Origin of the sequence: Thermus thermophilus (assembly GCF_019974155.1) — a bacterium.
In the GTDB taxonomy this organism is placed as follows: domain Bacteria; phylum Deinococcota; class Deinococci; order Deinococcales; family Thermaceae; genus Thermus; species Thermus thermophilus_C.
In genome coordinates this window covers 1,335,073-1,346,648 of the sequence record NZ_AP025158.1, presented here as the reverse complement: position 1 = coordinate 1,346,648, position 11,576 = coordinate 1,335,073, and the positions used below count along the sequence as shown (strand labels likewise).

Annotated in this window: 14 protein-coding genes, 1 pseudogene and 1 riboswitch; of the genes and pseudogenes, 9 read left to right on the top strand and 6 right to left on the bottom strand. The window is 69.6% G+C overall.

What is annotated here, in order from left to right; all coding sequences use genetic code 11:
• Nucleotides 1–17 precede the first annotated feature (17 nt).
• Nucleotides 18–680, top strand: a complete 663-nt coding sequence (sdaAB, locus tag TthTMY_RS07260; protein WP_223903132.1) for an L-serine ammonia-lyase, iron-sulfur-dependent subunit beta — start codon at nt 18–20, stop codon at nt 678–680.
• A gap of 47 nt (nt 681–727) precedes the next feature.
• Here the strand turns inward: sdaAB and TthTMY_RS07255 are convergent, their stop codons facing one another.
• The 4 genes from TthTMY_RS07255 to TthTMY_RS07240 are packed head-to-tail and all read right to left on the bottom strand — an operon-like array spanning nt 728 to nt 4,370.
• A complete protein-coding gene (locus TthTMY_RS07255) occupies nt 728–1,705 on the bottom strand; it encodes a sensor histidine kinase (protein ID WP_096410787.1) in 978 nt (325 codons plus the stop codon).
• Complete coding sequence (gene lepA / locus TthTMY_RS07250) at nt 1,689–3,521, bottom strand: translation elongation factor 4 (RefSeq protein WP_096410786.1); 1,833 nt, start codon at nt 3,519–3,521, stop codon at nt 1,689–1,691. Before lepA ends, TthTMY_RS07255 begins: the two co-directional genes overlap by 17 nt.
• 43 nt (nt 3,522–3,564) lie before the next feature.
• On the bottom strand, nt 3,565–3,858 hold the full coding sequence (locus TthTMY_RS07245) for a hypothetical protein (RefSeq protein WP_223903131.1): 294 nt from the start codon (nt 3,856–3,858) through the stop codon (nt 3,565–3,567).
• Nucleotides 3,804–4,370: a hypothetical protein gene (locus TthTMY_RS07240; protein WP_223903130.1), complete on the bottom strand. Its 567-nt coding sequence runs from the start codon at nt 4,368–4,370 to the stop codon at nt 3,804–3,806. Before TthTMY_RS07240 ends, TthTMY_RS07245 begins: the two co-directional genes overlap by 55 nt.
• An 88-nt stretch (nt 4,371–4,458) precedes the next feature.
• Here TthTMY_RS07240 and TthTMY_RS11905 point away from each other — a divergent pair, with 88 nt between their 5' ends.
• From TthTMY_RS11905 to TthTMY_RS07200, 8 genes are all read left to right on the top strand, one after another.
• On the top strand, nt 4,459–4,818 hold the full coding sequence (locus tag TthTMY_RS11905) for a transposase (protein WP_096410785.1): 360 nt from the start codon (nt 4,459–4,461) through the stop codon (nt 4,816–4,818).
• A gap of 322 nt (nt 4,819–5,140) precedes the next feature.
• Nucleotides 5,141–5,300, top strand: a riboswitch (cobalamin riboswitch).
• 132 nt (nt 5,301–5,432) lie between these two features.
• Nucleotides 5,433–6,290: an ABC transporter substrate-binding protein gene (locus TthTMY_RS07230; protein ID WP_096410784.1), complete on the top strand. Its 858-nt coding sequence runs from the start codon at nt 5,433–5,435 to the stop codon at nt 6,288–6,290.
• Nucleotides 6,287–7,315, top strand: a complete 1,029-nt coding sequence (locus TthTMY_RS07225) for a FecCD family ABC transporter permease (RefSeq protein WP_096410783.1) — start codon at nt 6,287–6,289, stop codon at nt 7,313–7,315. The genes TthTMY_RS07230 and TthTMY_RS07225 overlap by 4 nt, the downstream gene beginning before the upstream one ends.
• Nucleotides 7,302–8,054, top strand: a complete 753-nt coding sequence (locus TthTMY_RS07220; RefSeq protein ID WP_096410782.1) for an ABC transporter ATP-binding protein — start codon at nt 7,302–7,304, stop codon at nt 8,052–8,054. The genes TthTMY_RS07225 and TthTMY_RS07220 overlap by 14 nt, the downstream gene beginning before the upstream one ends.
• Nucleotides 8,035–8,367, top strand: a complete 333-nt coding sequence (locus TthTMY_RS07215) for a hypothetical protein (protein WP_093007532.1) — start codon at nt 8,035–8,037, stop codon at nt 8,365–8,367. Before TthTMY_RS07220 ends, TthTMY_RS07215 begins: the two co-directional genes overlap by 20 nt.
• 40 nt (nt 8,368–8,407) lie before the next feature.
• The gene (locus tag TthTMY_RS07210) at nt 8,408–9,145 is read left to right on the top strand and encodes an SDR family oxidoreductase (RefSeq protein ID WP_223903129.1); all 738 of its coding nucleotides are present in this window, start codon (nt 8,408–8,410) and stop codon (nt 9,143–9,145) included.
• 95 nt (nt 9,146–9,240) lie between these two features.
• On the top strand, nt 9,241–9,516 hold the full coding sequence (locus TthTMY_RS07205) for a hypothetical protein (protein ID WP_096410781.1): 276 nt from the start codon (nt 9,241–9,243) through the stop codon (nt 9,514–9,516).
• A gap of 2 nt (nt 9,517–9,518) precedes the next feature.
• Complete coding sequence (locus TthTMY_RS07200; RefSeq protein WP_096412951.1) at nt 9,519–10,685, top strand: serine hydrolase domain-containing protein; 1,167 nt, start codon at nt 9,519–9,521, stop codon at nt 10,683–10,685.
• Here the strand turns inward: TthTMY_RS07200 and TthTMY_RS07195 are convergent.
• A pseudogene (locus TthTMY_RS07195) lies at nt 10,670–10,891 on the bottom strand (beta-eliminating lyase-related protein); the annotation flags it as partial. The gene TthTMY_RS07200 and the pseudogene TthTMY_RS07195 overlap by 16 nt on opposite strands.
• A gap of 4 nt (nt 10,892–10,895) precedes the next feature.
• Nucleotides 10,896–11,555 carry a manganese-dependent transcriptional regulator MntR gene (mntR, locus tag TthTMY_RS07190; RefSeq protein WP_096410779.1) on the bottom strand — a complete coding sequence of 220 codons (660 nt, stop codon included), beginning with the start codon at nt 11,553–11,555 and terminating at the stop codon, nt 10,896–10,898.
• Between the last annotated feature and the right edge of the window lie 21 nt (nt 11,556–11,576).

Below are 11,576 nucleotides of genomic sequence, written 5' to 3'. Positions count from 1 at the left end.
GGGCGTATTCTATCAGCATGGGCCTTTTGGACATGATCGGCCCCGTGATGGTGGGGCCTTCTTCCAGCCACACGGCGGGGGCCTGCCGCCTCGCCCTCCTCGCCCGCCACCTCCTCGGGGAGAAGCCCAAAAGGGTGGAGTTCGGCCTCCACGGCTCCTTCGCCAAGACGGGGAAAGGGCACGGCACCCACCTGGCCTTGGCCGCGGGGGTCCTGGGCCTCACCCCCGACGACGAGAGGCTCAAGGAGAGCCTTTCCCTGGCGGAGCGGGAAGGGGTGGAGGTGGTCTTCAAGGAGGTGGAGCTCGGGGACGTCCACCCCAACACGGTGCGGATGGTCCTCGAGGGGGAGAAGGAGCGCCTCGTGGTCACGGGCAGCTCCCTCGGGGGGGGTCTTGTGCGTGTCTTTGACGTGGACGGCTTTGAGGTGCGGATCACGGGGAGCGCCCCCACCCTGGTGATCAAGAACGTGGACACGCCCGGGGTGGTGGCCCGGGTGGCCCGCATCCTCGCCGACGACGAGGTGAACATCGCTTACCTCACCGTGAGCCGAAAGAAGCGGGGCGGGGAAGCGATGATGAGCATAGAGGTGGACCGGCCCCTCTCCGAGGTGCCCTTGCGCTACCTGGAGTACCTCTCCTACATCCTCTGGGTGCGGCAGATCCCCCCGGTGATGGGCTAAGCGTTCGTTCCCCGCCCGGGCTTTTCGCCGGGGCTCCAAGCCCGGCGTTAGGCCCCCTTGGGGAGTTCCAGGCCCAGGCAGGCCCCTCCCAGGGTGCCCTCGCAGGGGAAGAGCCTGCCCCCGTGGGCCTCGGCCACCCGCTTGGCGGTGTAGAGGCCCAGGCCCGCGCTTCCCCTCCTGCCCTCCCCCTGGAGGAAGGGGCGGGCGAGGGCTTCCAGGGGTAGGGGAAGGCCTGCGCCGTCGTCCTCCACGAGGAACACGCCTTCCCCCACCCGGAGCCGGACGCGGCTTTTGGCGTGGCGGAGGGCGTTTTCCAGAAGGTTGGCGAGGGCCCTTTCCACGAGGAGCCTTTCCCCCCGGGCGAGGCCCGCCCCTTCCACCTCCACGAGGAGCCCCCGCCTCTTCGCCTCGTCCCGGTAGCGGAGGAGGAGGTCCTCGGCCAGGGCCCTGAGGTTCAGGGTCTCGCCCCGGGGGGGGCGGGCCTCGAGGCGGGCGAGGGCAAGGAGGTTCTCCGTCAGGCGGTAGCCCCGGGCGAGCTCCTCCCTCAGGGCGCGGAGCAGGGCGACGCGCCGCTCCTTCCCCAAGTCGTCCGCCCTCTCCAGGTAGTCCAAGAGGCGCAGGGCGGAAAGGAGGGGGGTCTTGAGGTCGTGGGCCAGGGCGGCGTACAGGCCCTCCCGGGCCTCCAGGAGCTCCTTGAGCCGGGCGAGGAGCTCGGAGAACCGGGCGCGGAGGAGGGCGATCTCCTCCGGAGGGGGCTCCTTGGGGGTGGGGAGGCGGAGGGCCTCCAGGGGCCCCTCCTTCAAGGAGAGGTAGGCCAGGGCCCGGGTGAGCTCCTCCAGGGGCCTGAGGAGGCTTTTCGCCAGGAAGTAGCCCACAAGGCCCGAGAGGAGGGCGAGGAGGAAAAGCCAGAGGAGGAGGGGAGGCCAGGGGCCTTCCCCCAGGACCCCCAGGGTGAGGGCCAGGACCAGGTTGGGCAGGAAGGCGAGGAGGGCGATGACCAGGGCGAGCCTAGCCCTTAGGCTCATCGCGCCCCACCGAGAGCACCGCCAGGAAGGCCTCCTGGGGAACCTCCACCTTGCCGATGGCCTTGAGGCGCTTCTTGCCCTCCTTCTGCTTCTCCAAAAGCTTCTTCTTCCGGGTCACGTCCCCGCCGTAGCACTTGGCGAGGACGTCCTTGCGGAGGGCCTTCACCGTGGCCCGGGCGATGATCTTGCCCCCGATGGCCGCCTGGATGGGCACCTCAAAGAGCTGGCGGGGGATGACCTCGGCGAGCTTGTCCACGATGGCCCGGGCCATGGGGTAGGCCTTCTCCCGGTGGGCGATGAAGGTGAGGGCGTCCACCACCTCCCCGTGCACCAGGACGTTCACCTTCACCAGGTCTCCGGGCCGGTAGCCGATCTGCTCGTAGTCCATGGAGGCGTAGCCGCGGGAGAGGCTTTTCAGGCGGTCGTGGAAGTCGTAGAGGATCTCGGCGAAGGGGGCCTCGTAGACGAGCTCCACCCGCTTCTGAGTCCCGGGGAGGTAGGTCATGTTCACGAGGCGGCCCCGCTTCTCCTGGAGGAGCCCCATGAGGCTCCCCACGTACTCCTCGGGGGTGAAGATGGTGAGCTTCACGTAGGGCTCGAGGATCTCCTCCATCCGCGTGGGGTCGGGGAGGTCGGCGGGGTTGTGGACCTCCACCTCCTCTCCGCTTTTGAGCCGCACCTTGTAGACCACGCTCGGGGCGGTGGCGATGAGGGAAAGGCCGAACTCCCTTTCCAGCCTCTCCTGGACGATCTCGGCGTGGAGAAGCCCGAGGAAGCCGCAGCGGAAGCCGAAGCCCAAGGCGGTGGAGGACTCGGGCTCAAAGGTGAGGGCGGCGTCGTTGAGCTTGAGCTTTTCCAGGGCGTCCCTAAGCTTCCCGTAGTCCCCGGAGTCCACGGGGTAAAGCCCGGCGAAGACCACGGGCTTGGCCGGGCGGAAGCCGGGGTAAGGGGAGGGGGTGGGGCGGTCCGCCAGGGTGAGGGTGTCCCCCACCTGGACGTCGTGGATGTCGCGGATGGCGGCCACGAGCCACCCCACCTCCCCGGCCGCAAGCGCTTCCGTGGCCACCAGGCCCTGGGGGGTGAAGACCCCCACCTTGTCCACGGTGAACTCCTTCCCCGTGGAGTAGATGCGGATCCGATCCCCAGGGCGCACCCTTCCCTCAAAGAGGCGGAGGTAGGGGATCACCCCCTGGTAGGCGTCGTAGACGGAGTCAAAGATGAGGGCCTTCAAGGGGGCCTCGGGGTCCCCTTGGGGGGGCGGGATGCGTTTGACGATGGCCTCGAGGATCTCCTCCACGCCCTCCCCCGTCTTCCCCGAGGCGAAGATGGCCTCGTCGGCGGGAAGGCCCAGGACCTCCTCCACCTCGAGGGCCACCTCCAGGGGGCGGGCGTTGGGGAGGTCAATTTTGTTGATCACCGGGATGATCACGTGCCCGTGCTCCAAGGCCATGTAGAACTTGGCCAGGGTCTCCGCCTCCACCCCCTGGCTCGCGTCCACCACGAGGAGCACCCCCTCCACCGCCGCCAGGGCCCGGGAGACCTCGTAGGTGAAGTCCACGTGCCCCGGGGTGTCAATGAGGTTCAGGACGTACTCCTCCCCGTCCTTGGCCCGGTAGGTCACCCTGACGGCGCTCGCCTTGATGGTGATGCCCCGCTCCCGCTCCAGCTCCAGGGAGTCCAAAAACTGCTCCCGCATCTCCCGTTCGCTCACCGCGTGGGTGAGCTCCAGGATGCGGTCGGCCAGGGTGGACTTGCCGTGGTCCACGTGGGCGATGATGGAGAAGTTGCGGATGCGGCTTAGGTCCATCCTCACCATCCTCCGGGCTCCCTCGGGCAAAGTCAAGGGCGCGTTCGGGTTCCTAGGAGGGGCGCTGCTCCAGGAGCCTGCACCCCTTGTACCGCCAGACCTCGCGAAAGCCGGGGAGGTCGTGCTCGCCGTAGCGGCGGTAGAGGGCGCCTGGGCCCCGGCAGACGAGGACGCGGTCCACGTAGAGGCTTGGGGCGGAGAGGGCCAGGGTAAAACCGGCGTCTGCGGGGAGGAGGAAGGGCCGGGCGGTGCCTGCCCAGGCCAGCAGACGGTAACTCTCCCGGTCGTCGGCTAGGATGGAGCGGGGAGGCGCCTGGGCCAAGGCTTGGCCGATGGCCCGCTCCAAGGCGTCGGGAGGGGGTTTAGGGGGGGTAGGAGGGCCCATCCCAAGGCGGCCTGGAGGAGGGCGAGGCCGAGGCCCACGGCCCGGATTCCGGGGCCCGGGGCGAGGCGGGGAAGCCCTCCTAAGGCGAAGAGGAAGAGGAGCCCCACGGCCATGGCAGGCGTGTGGCCGAACCCCATGGCGGGGAGGACGAGGAGGAGGAGAAGGGGCACGGGGTAAAGGAGGAAGCTTGCCCGTGGGCGGAGAAGGGCTAGAAGCCCTGTTCCCAGATAGGCCGGACTCGCCAGGAGGACGGTCCCTAGGGAGGGCGCTTCCTTGGGCAGGGCTTCGTAGAGGAAGGCGGCTTCCCCGGTGAAGATCCAGGAGAGGTAGCCCCAGGCAAAGAGGGTGGAGAGGAGGGGGAAGAGGAGCACAAGGCTCGCCGCGGCCCAGGCCGGGGGTTCTAACTTGCGGAAGAGGCCGAGGCCCAGGGCGAAGAAGAGCCCCAGGGGAAGGGCGAAGGGGGTGGTATACACGGCGGCTCCGAGGACGAGCCCGGAGGCGAAGAGGTAAAAGGAGAGGCCCTCGTCTAGCAACGAGCACGACAAGCGGGGTGGGGAGGCCTTGCTCCTGGGGATGGACCTCTCCCTTTGGCCAAGGGTGCAGAAGCTGTTTGTGGACTGGGGGTACCGGGGCCTCAAGGGGCTGGCTTCTTCCCTGGGGCTGGAGCTTGAGGTGGTGGCCCGTCCCTACGCGGGGGTGCGAGGGGTCTGGGTGCGGGAGGGGGAAGAGGCGCCGGAGCTTCCGCGGGAGAGGGGGTTCAAGCCCTTGCCCAAGCGGTGGGTGGTGGAGCGGACCTTTGCCTGGCTGGGGCGGAATCGGCGGCTCGCCAAGGACTATGAAGCCAACCCTGGGGTGAGCGAGGCCTGGGTGTATCTGGGCATGCTACGCTTGTTGGTGAAGCGGCTGGCCAGGGCCGCGTAGCTGGCCGTGGAAGGGTTTTACGACAGCCTCTAAGAGCGGAGGCAGGTTGGGCGGGGAGGACAGGGTCGTGGGGAACCGGTAGGTTTGATCGGCCTGGGGCTTAGGTGGAAAGGGCTTGTGCCCCATCCACCAGGCCAGGCCGCCAACCAATAGGCCAGTCAGGAGAGCCCAAGGCCAGCGCTTGATAAACTTCTTCATCGTTTTATTTTAAGCGTAGCCAATGGGTGTTAAGGCCGTGTGAAAGCCCGCGGGAGGGAAGACGGGGTTGCGCGGGAGGGGGGGGTGCCCTAGCCTGGAAGGCGAGGCCCGCTAGGGCCCCAAAGCCAGGTCCCGTAGCCCTGGTGCCTGGGCGCGTAGTCCAGGCTTAAAGTGGGGAAGTCCGGTGCAAGTCCGGCGCTGTCCCGCAACGGTAACCGGTCGCGCGTCACGCCCTTCGTCGTAGGCCGGAAGCCCGAATGCCTGCCAGGGCCGTCCGCCCTTCCCCGGGGCGGGCACCTCACGCGGATGGGGGAGAAGTGGGGGATAAACGGCGTTTGCCTTTAGCCCCTGCCTCCCGGCAGGGGTTTTTCCCTACCTCCCCCGGGCCTGGCCCTAGCGGCCTTAGGGAGGTAGGCATGAGGAAGATTCTGGCGTTTCTTGCGGTCCTTTGGGCTTTGGCCCTCGCCTTTCCCCTCACCCTGCAGGACGACCTGGGGCGCACGGTCACCCTCAAGGCCCCGCCCAAGCGCATCGTCACCATGCTGCCCTCGGTCACGGAGACGGTCTGCGCCCTGGGGGCCTGCGACCGCATCATGGCCACGGACGACTACTCCGACTGGCCGGAAAGCGTCAAAAAGCTCCCCAAGGCGGGCGGCCTCTACAACCCCAACCCCGAGCTCATCGTCTCCCTCAAGCCCGACCTGGTCCTGGTCTCCAAGTATGGGAGGCTCTACGAGACCCTGGAAAGGGCGGGGCTTACGGTCTACGCCGTGAGGACGGAGACCTACGAGGACATCTTCCGCACCGTGCGCACCCTGGGGAGGCTTCTTGGCCTCGAGGCCCAGGCCGAGCGGCTCGTGGCCCAGATCCAGAAGGAGGTCTACCAGGAGGAGGCCCGGGCGGCCAAGGCCAAGTCCCGCCCCCGGGTCTACTACGAGATTGACCCCACCCCCTACACCGTGGGCCCCGAGAGCTTCATCGGGGTTCTCATCCAAAAGGCCCGGGGGGTGAACGTCGTCCCCAAGGAGCTCGGCCTCTTCCCCAAGATCGCCCCCGAGTTCGTGGTGGAGAAGGACCCCGAGGTCATCGTGGCCACCTACCCGAACGCCCTGGAGACCATCCGCAAGCGCCCCGGCTGGGACCGGGTCCGGGCGGTGCGCGCGGGCCGGATCTGCGTCTACACCGGGGGTGAGGACAGCCTTCTCTCCCGCCCCGGCCCCCGGGTGGCCCAGGGCCTGAGGCTCCTCGTGGACTGCTTCCACGGCAAGCCATGACCCTAAGCCTCCCCCTGGCCGTAAGGCGGGGCCTGGTCTTCGCCTGGCTCCTCTTCCTCCTCCTCGGGGCCTTGGTCCTGGGCCTCGCCTTCGGGGCGGTGGCCCTGCCCCCGGAGGCGGTGGTCCGGGCCCTCCTGGGCCTGGAGGAAAACCCCATCGTCACCGAGCTCCGCCTGCCCCGGGTCCTGGGGGGGATGTTGGTGGGGGGGGCCTTGGCGGTCTCGGGGGCCGCCTTCCAGGGGCTCTTCCGCAACCCCCTGGCCGACCCCTACCTCATGGGCTCCGCCTCGGGGGCGGCCTTCGCCGTGACCCTCTTCGCCGTCCTCTTGGGGGGGCTTTCCCCCGCCTTCGCCCAGCACGCCGTCTTCCAGCACCTGCCCCTCTCCGCCACCTTCTTCGGCTTCCTTGGGGCCCTCTTGGCCACCCTCCTCACCCTGGTCCTGGCGGGGGGGGTGGCCCGCACGGGGGAGCTCGTGCTGGCCGGGGTGGTGGTGGGGAGCGTCCTCACCGGGCTCACCACCTACCTGATGATGCAGGACGCCGACCGGGTGCGGGCGGTCTTCGCCTACACCCTGGGCAACCTGGCCTTCATGGGCTGGGCGGGGGTGCGGGCCTTGGCCCTGGCCCTCCTCCTCGCCCTGCCTCCCCTTTTCCTCCTGGGAAGGGTCCTCAACGCCTTGCAGCTCGGGGAGGAGACGGCGAAAAGCCTCGGGCTTCCCTTGGAGGGCCTAAAGCTTCTCCTCCTCGGGGCGGCGAGCCTCCTCACCGCCTCCGCCGTGGCCCAGGCGGGGATCATCGGCTTCGTGGGCCTGGTGGTGCCCCACATGCTGAGGCGGCTTCTGGGGGAGGACTACCGCCTCCTCCTCCCGGCCAGCGCCCTGGGGGGCGGGGCCCTCCTCGCCCTGGCCGACCTCCTCGCCCGCACCCTCGCCCGGCCCGCGGAGCTTCCCGTGGGCGTGGTCACCACCCTCCTCGGGGGGCCCTTCTTCCTCTACCTCATGTGGAGGCGGCGTGGGCGGGCTTGAGGCCAGGGGGGTTGTGGGGCCCTTCGCCCTAAAGGGCGTGGACCTCCTCCTGCGCCCGGGGGAGTGGCTCGCCCTCCTCGGGCCCAACGGCTCGGGGAAGACCACCCTCCTAAGGGTGATGGCGGGGCTCCTTAGGCCCAGGCGGGGAGAGGTGCTTTTGGAGGGGAGGCCCCTTAGGGCCCACGGCAGCTACGGGCGGGGCCGCCTCCTCGCCTACCTCCCCCAGGGCGGCCCCTACCCCGAGGGGCTTTTGGTGGAGGAGGTGGTGCGCCTGGGGAGGCTTCCCCACCTCGGGCTTTGGGGGCGGGAGGGGCGGGAGGACCGGGAAGCGGTGGACTGGGCCCTCGAGGTCACCGGGGCCTCCGTTTTTCGGGGAAGGCTCCTCGGCACCCTCTCGGGCGGGGAGAGGCAACGGGTCCTCCTCGCCCGGGCCCTGGCGGGGAGGCCCAGGTACCTCCTCCTGGACGAGCCCACCACCTTCTTGGACCTGGAGCACCAGGGGGCGGTGGTAGGGCTTTTGAGGCGGCTTGCCGGGATGGGCCTCGGGGTGCTTTCCGTCCTCCACGACCCCAACCAGGCGGCCCTCGCCCACCGGGTGGCGGTGCTGGAAGGGGGAAGGGTGGTGGCGGAGGGGAGGCCTGAAGCGGTCCTGCAGGAACCCCTCCTCGCCCGGCTCTACGGGCCGGGGGTCCGGGTCGTCCGCCTGGGGGGGAGGCCCCATGTCTACCTGGACCCGTAGGGCCAGGCTCTTCGTAAGGCGGCGGGCCTTCCTCCTGGACCTGGGGGAGGAGGTCCTCCTCTACACCGAGGGGGGGCCGCGGCGGGCCCGCTACCTCCTGGTGGGGCGGGTCTCCCCGCCCGAGTGGCTGAGGCTTGGCCTTCCGAGGGAGGCCGTCCTCCACTACCCCCTGGAGGTGGACCCCCTGGCCTTTGAGTGGGAGGGGGAGACCCTGGTCCTGCCCGGGCTTCGGGTCTACCTGGGAGGCCCCCCCGAGTTCGTGGAGACCCCCTACTACGCCTGGCCCTTGACGGGGCCCCGGGGCCGGGAGTAGGGTGGGCTTACCGACCGGTTGGTCGTCTAGGAGGTGCGGGATGCGGCTCAAGGACAAGGCGGTGCTCATCACGGGGGCGGCCCACGGCATCGGCCGGGCCACGCTGGAGCTCTTCGCCCGGGAAGGGGCGAGGCTCGTGGCCTGCGACGTGGAAGAAGGCCCCTTAAGGGAGGCGGCGGAAAGCGTGGGGGCCCATCCGGTGGTGATGGACGTGGCCGACCCCGCCTCCGTGGAGCGGGGGTTTGCCGAGGCCCTAGCCCACCTGGGCCGGCTGGACGGGGTGGTGCACTACGCCGGGATCACCCGGGACAACTTCCACTGGAAGATGCCCCTGGAGGACTGGGAGCTCGTCCTCCGGGTAAACCTCACGGGAAGCTTCCTGGTGGCCAAGGCGGCCTCCGAGGCCATGCGGGAGAAAAACCCTGGGAGCATCGTCCTCACCGCAAGCCGGGTCTATTTGGGGAACCTGGGGCAGGCGAACTACGCCGCCTCCAAGGCGGGGGTGGTGGGGCTTACCCGGACCTTGGCCCTGGAGCTTGGGCGGTGGGGGATCCGGGTGAACGCCCTGGCCCCGGGGTTTATTGAGACGCGGATGACGGCCAAGGTGCCGGAGAAGGTGCGGGAGAAGGCCATCGCCGCCACCCCCTTGGGCCGGGCGGGGAAGCCCTTGGAGGTGGCCTACGCCGCCCTCTTCCTGGTCTCCGACGAGTCCAGCTTCATCACCGGCCAGGTCCTCTTCGTGGACGGGGGGAGGACCATTGGGGCGGCCCCGGCCTGAGAGCACCCCATGCGGGCTTGGGCCCGCATGGGGGCCCCGAAAAGGCCTAGCCTTCGTTCGGGCATCGGAGGCGGAAGAGGGTGTAGGCTTGAGGCATGCGGGTCCTAGGCTGGGTCCTTCTCCTTTTGGGGCTCGTCCTCGCCTGGTTTCTCCTGGGCCCTTTCGTGGCCCTGGTCCTCGTCCTTTTGGCCCTTCCCCTGGCCCTCCTCCTCGCCGCCTTGGCCCTTCCCGTGGGCCTCTTCCTCGCCCTTTTGGGGGCCGCCCTCGGCCTTTTGGGCTTCTTCGTGAAGTGGTTTTTGCCCTTGGCGCTTCTCCTCCTCGCCCTCTGGCTCCTCCTAAGCCCGAGGAGGCCCGTTCCTGAGGGGTGGTGAGGGTGGACTTCCGGAGGCTTGACGCCTACTTCCGGCGCCTGGTGGAGGAGGGCCTCCTCCCCGGGGCCGTGGTCCTCGTGGCCCGGGGAGGGGAGGTGGTCTTCCAGGGGGTCTACGGCTTTTTGGACCCGGAAAAGGGCCTCCCCATGCGGGAGGACGCGCTTTTCCGCCTCTACTCCATGACCAAGCCTTGGGTCTCCGCCCTGGCCCTGGGCTTCGTGGAGGAGGGGGTCCTTTCCCTCTTGGACCCCGTGGAGAAGTACCTCCCGGGGTTTTCCGGGCTCCGGGTGGGGCGGGAGGTGGGGGAGGAGGTGGTTTTGGAGCCCCTGAAGCGCCCCCTCACGGTCTACGACCTCCTCCGCCACACCGCGGGGTTCACCTACGGGGTCTTCTTCCGCTCCCCGGTGAAGCGCCTTTACCTCGAGGCCGGGGTGGACCGGTTTGACCTGGACCGGGAGGCCTTTTTGCAGCGCCTCGCCGCCCTGCCTTTGCGCTTCCAGCCCGGGGAGGCCTTTGAGTACGGGCTTTCCACCGACCTCCTCGGCCACCTCCTGGAGGCTTTGGCGGGGCGGAGCCTGGCGGAGCTTTTGGAGGAAAGGCTTTTCCGCCCCCTGGGCATGAAGGACTCGGGCTTCCAGGCCAAGGACCCCGCCCGGCTGGCCCAGCCCTTTCCCAAGGACCCCGAGACGGGCCGGAGGATCGTCCTCCTTCCCGTGGAGGCTCCCCCGCCCCGGTACGCCGGGGGGATGGGGGGCGTGGGCACCGCGGCGGACTACCTCGCCTTCCTCGAGGCCCTTCGCCTGGGCCGGGGCCTGCTTTCCTCCACCCTGGCGGGCTTCATGGTCCAGGACCACTTGGGAGGCCTCTACCAAGAAGGCCTCAAGCGGGGGCCCGAGTACCTCCCCGGGCCAGGGTACAGCTTCGGCCTCGGGGTGGCGGTGCGGGTGGAGCCCATGGGCTACTCTCCGGGCTCTCTGGGGGAGTGGACCTGGGCGGGCTTCGGCGGGACCTTCTTCTTCGTGGACCCCCTCCATGAGGTCACCGCCCTCTACCTCGCCCAGGCCCCGAACCTCCTCTCCGTCCTGGAGCCGGAAAGGGCCCTCCACTCCCGGCTTGGGGCGAGGCTCCAGCACGCCTTCCGCACCCTGGTCTACCTGGGGCTGGAGTGAAGGAGGGCCACCTGGTTGGCCATGGTGCCCGAGGGCAGGAAGAGGGCCCGCTCAAACCCGAGCCTTTCCGCCGCCAGGGCCTCGAGGCGGTTCACCGTGGGGTCTTCCCCGTAGACATCGTCCCCCACCTCCGCCTCCGCCATGGCCTTCCGCATGGCCGGGGTGGGGCGGGTGAGGGTGTCGCTCCGCAGGTCCACGAGGCGCATGCCCCTAGCCTAAAGGCTCCACCCCCACCGCCTGGGCGAGGGCCCGGGGCAGGAGGTAGACCTCCCCCGCCACCTCCACCCGCACCCCCTCGCCCTTCTCCAGGACCCGGAGGGGCCTTCCCGGCACCAGGCCGAGCCGGGCGAGGAGGTTCAGGGTGCCCCGGTCCTGGGCCAGGGCGCGGGCCACCCGGGCCCGCCCCAGGGGGGCCTCGGTGAGGGGGAGGGCCTGGGAGGAGGGAAGGGCCAGGTCCTTGGTGGGGATGGGGTCCCCGTGGGGGTCAAAGGGGGGGTGGCCCAGGTACTCGGCGATCCTTTCCTCCAGATCCTCGCTGATCACGTGCTCCAGCCTCTCCGCCTCCTGGTGGACCTCCTCCCAGCCGTAGCCCAGGGCCTGGTGGAGGTAGGCCTCGAGGAGGCGGTGGTGGCGCAGGACCTCGAGGGCCACCCTCCGCCCCCGCTCCGTGAGCCGGGCCCCCCGGTAGGGCTCGTGTTCCAGAAGGCCCAGGGCCTTGAGCTTCTTCAGCATCTCCGTGACGGAAGGCGGCTTGACCGAGAGGCGCTCCGCCAGGGCCTGGGTGGGGACGGGCCCCCCGAGGGCCTCCTCCAGAAGGAAGAGGTGCTTTAGGTAATCCTCCTGGGCCTCGGTGAGGGGCGGCCTCGCCATCCCCCTAAAGGTAGCATGGAA